The organism is Clostridioides sp. ZZV15-6598, assembly GCF_020657705.1.
Taxonomy (GTDB): Bacteria; Bacillota; Clostridia; order Peptostreptococcales; family Peptostreptococcaceae; genus Clostridioides; species Clostridioides difficile_F.
On sequence record NZ_JAGWCS010000219.1, the window covers coordinates 1 to 3,596 of the forward strand.

Below are 3,596 nucleotides of genomic sequence, written 5' to 3' on the forward strand. Positions count from 1 at the left end.
AATTGTTAAAATCAGTAAAAGAGAGTGAGAATACGAATAACTTAATCGATGTCTCTAGTGGTTTGGATTCAATAGCTCATGTTGGATTTGAAATAAATGATGATTCTAAATCTAATTCAAGAGGGATAAATTTTGTCATAGATGAGAAAAAAGAAGACCTAGAAAAAGGTGTGTTTATGTCAGAAGGAAGTGATAAAAAAGTTGAATATGAAAAATTAGATAGTAACAATTTTATAAGAACGAGATATAAGGTAGATAAAGATATTGATGAGTATCAAGTAAAAGTACTATCATCAAAAAGATACAAAAAAGATTTATATGTATCTGTGCTTTATGCTCCAAGTGACTCATCAGAAAAAAATGAAGAAGGTTTGAGTACTATAGATATAATAAAGATTAATACTAAAAATAAAAAAATAGAGATAATAAAAAGTATAAATGTAAGCAAGTATATTTTTGAAAAATACAACAACATACAGAGTATTGATGTAAGTTATTCTAGTAAAGATGGAGATAAAATGTATATTTTGATAGAAGCGATAAATGCAAATACATGGGACGATGTTGCTTCTAAGATCAATTTACTTGAGTATAATGTTGAAGAGAATAAAGAGAAAATAATAGAATTAAAAGGTTATGATAGAATGTCTTTGGAAAAATCAAAACTAAAAGATAGTAAATTATATATGATAATGTCAGAAAGAGATAATGTCAATAAAAGTAAAGAGGTAAATTTAATCACTTATAACGTGCTAGATGGGAGTTTAGTTGAAGATAAATATGTTTTGGATGAAAAAGAAGAAAGAAGCATTAGAAACATTGAGATTGATTCAAATAAAATCATTGTATGTACATCAAAAGCAAATTCCGTACTACCTTGGGACAATAAGACTATTTTATATATAATAAATAAAAATTCGAAAGAAATAGTGTATAAGGGAGAATTACAGTTTAATAGTTCAAATAGCAGTTTAGAATTTGAAATAAAGTAGGTGAATTGATGAGAGATTTAATGAAGTTATTTGAGTTTGATTTAAAAAGAAACATAAAAAATTATATATTTATAATCATTTGTTGCTGTTCGATTGTATTTTTAAATTTAGTGAAAAATTTAAATGATTATAACTACATAATAGAAAATGCAGTTAAAAACGAACAATTATCAAAAATAGGAAAGACAATAGAAACAGTAAGTGTCATAGGATTTTCAAGTTTTGGAAACTTAATGGGTTCTATAAAATCTTATTTTTTATTTGGTATATTTGTGTGTATTTGTTATGCTTTTTTTATTTGGTATAGAGATTTTGACATGAAAAGTAAATCCATATATACACTTGTGATGCTTCCTAAAAATAAAATTAATATTTATATATCTAAATTATTAAATGTATTGTTTCTAGTGTATAGCTACACGATATTATTTACCATAACTTTATTTATTGCAAGTAAAATACTACCTAATTATATGCTTGGTAGTGTTGCAAACTATAATTTCGTACAAGAAACAATATATAAATTAAATATTTTACTTCCATACAGCTTTGAGAACTTATTAGTAGAATATGTATTTTTACTAATAGGAGTTATATGTGTAGTATTTACATCAATTCTTATAAATAAATCTGTGTATAAGATGAGGGCTTTAATGAGTTTTCTATTTTTAGTTATAGAAATTCTAATATTTATAATTCTTGTAGAATTTATTATACCTTATGAATATAGTAATGTATTTACTGTAGTATATTCAAGTGTGAGCATATTTGTATGTAGTTTTATATCTAATAAACTTTTAAATAATAAAATTGACTTTTAGGAGGTGTATATATGAGAGAAAATAAATTAGGAAAATATACAATATGTTTTATAACAGTATGTTTATCAATGATTATCATGGCTTTAATATTGAGTTATCTTAATAAAAATAAATTATCTATAAGTACTTTAAATGGCAATATAAAGGATATAGGAAGAGTGAGTTTAGTATATACACCTAATATAAGTAAATATAATTATGAAGAAGTAATCATAAGTAAAAATGGGACAAGAAATGATACAAATCCTAAAACTAAAATTGGAAATGATTATTTGCATATTGATAAGAAATACAGCGATTTTATTGATGATAAAGGAAACGAATTTATATATAAAGATGATTTGAATATAGGAGTAGCATATACTTCTACTAAGTCTAATTCAGTATATGAAAGAAACAATTTAAATGATTATATAAAAGTTTCAAATAAAAATTTAAAAAGTGGTTTAGAAGAAAATTTTGATATTGACTTAAGAAAATCTGATTTTAAAGAAAATAGTTGGCAAACTGTTTTTAACAAAATATATAAGGGGAATTTATATATGGTGATTAGTGAAACCAATGTTTCAGGTGCTACAGTCAATAATATTTGTATATTAAAGATAGATATAAAAAATAAATCCTATAAATTATTAAATAGATTTAATTTAAATTCGCAAAGTAAATACCAACAAAGTATTAACGATATTAAATTTTCTATTGGAAGTAAACTTTATTTGGAGAGGTTAAATAACAAAGACATAAATGGTGACATTGAAGGTCCTGATAATTATTCGGATTTTATTGTATATGATATAGAAGAGAATTCTTTCGATAAAAGTAATAAATTTATGGATAATTTAAATAAAGAAAAAAATACTGAGCAAGGGGAAAGGGGCTTATTGAGTAAAACAAAGTTAGACTATATTATTAAAGATAACAAACTAAATATTATAGTTACAGATAAGAGTTGTTTTATAATTAATCTTGTTTATAGTGTTGATTCTAATGAAATTAAACTAAAAGATTATGAAAGGTTTAATTTAAAAGTAGATTATGATGAAGAACTATCTGGTGTTAGGAAAGTTAAGTTACTAGATGATAAAATATATTCTATTTCAAGTGTAAAGAGTAACATTTCAGGAGATAAAAAAGGAAGTGGAGTTACGTTTGATATAGTTGGAACCAAACCAATAAAATTTCAAGTATTTGATATAAACCTTAAAAAAACAGTATATGAGGCTGAATTGATAAATGGAGATGTAAGTTTACAAGACAAGTTGTTTTTTGTAGCAAATTAAATAATAGTATTAATCTTATAACTTTAAATTGGTATACTTTTATTATATAAAAATGAATAAATAAAAATAAAGCAAGATAATTATATGCATATTTTGATTATCTTGTCTTATTTTTATCTTTGATATAAAAGCAATTTGACTAATATCTTTTACATATTATAAATATTCCAATATTAGAATATACTTTAATTTAATTAGATATTTAGTTCACTTAAATTTGAAATGATAGTAATATAGTGGTAAAATTAATTATTAGAATATTAAAAATAATAAATGAATAATACATTATACTTGAAAAGGGGGAGAATTTTAAAATGAGCAAAAAATATATAAAAGCAGGTAATTTAATTGATTAAAAAATAGTTACGCACACTCGTGACTTTAGTCATGAGTTAGTAGCTAAAATAGTCAGCATATAGGGAAACCTATATGTAGAGATAGGATAGAACCTATCCAATACTACTTGAATTGCTGGAAACCCCTAAAGCTAACCAAACTAAAAC

Annotated in this window: 3 protein-coding genes; all 3 read left to right on the forward strand. The window is 23.4% G+C overall.

The genetic code is table 11. The features are described from left to right. Window positions 1-992 (forward strand): hypothetical protein (locus KGF50_RS20735; RefSeq protein ID WP_227849811.1); only part of this gene is annotated, 992 nt, incomplete at its 5' end. Window positions 993-1,000: 8 nt separating this feature from the next. After that, window positions 1,001-1,813 (forward strand): hypothetical protein, encoded by an 813-nt coding sequence (locus tag KGF50_RS20740; protein WP_227849812.1) that lies wholly within the window; start codon window positions 1,001-1,003, stop codon window positions 1,811-1,813. A gap of 11 nt (window positions 1,814-1,824) precedes the next feature. Next, the gene (locus KGF50_RS20745) at window positions 1,825-3,093 is read left to right on the forward strand and encodes a hypothetical protein (RefSeq protein WP_227849813.1); all 1,269 of its coding nucleotides are present in this window, start codon (window positions 1,825-1,827) and stop codon (window positions 3,091-3,093) included. The last annotated feature ends 503 nt before the right edge of the window (window positions 3,094-3,596 follow it).

Coding starts and splice junctions, on each gene's coding strand:
- KGF50_RS20740 (WP_227849812.1), top strand. CDS start 1,001: ATGAGAGATTTAATGAAGTTATTTGAGTTTGATTTAAAAAGAAACATA.
- KGF50_RS20745 (WP_227849813.1), top strand. CDS start 1,825: ATGAGAGAAAATAAATTAGGAAAATATACAATATGTTTTATAACAGTA.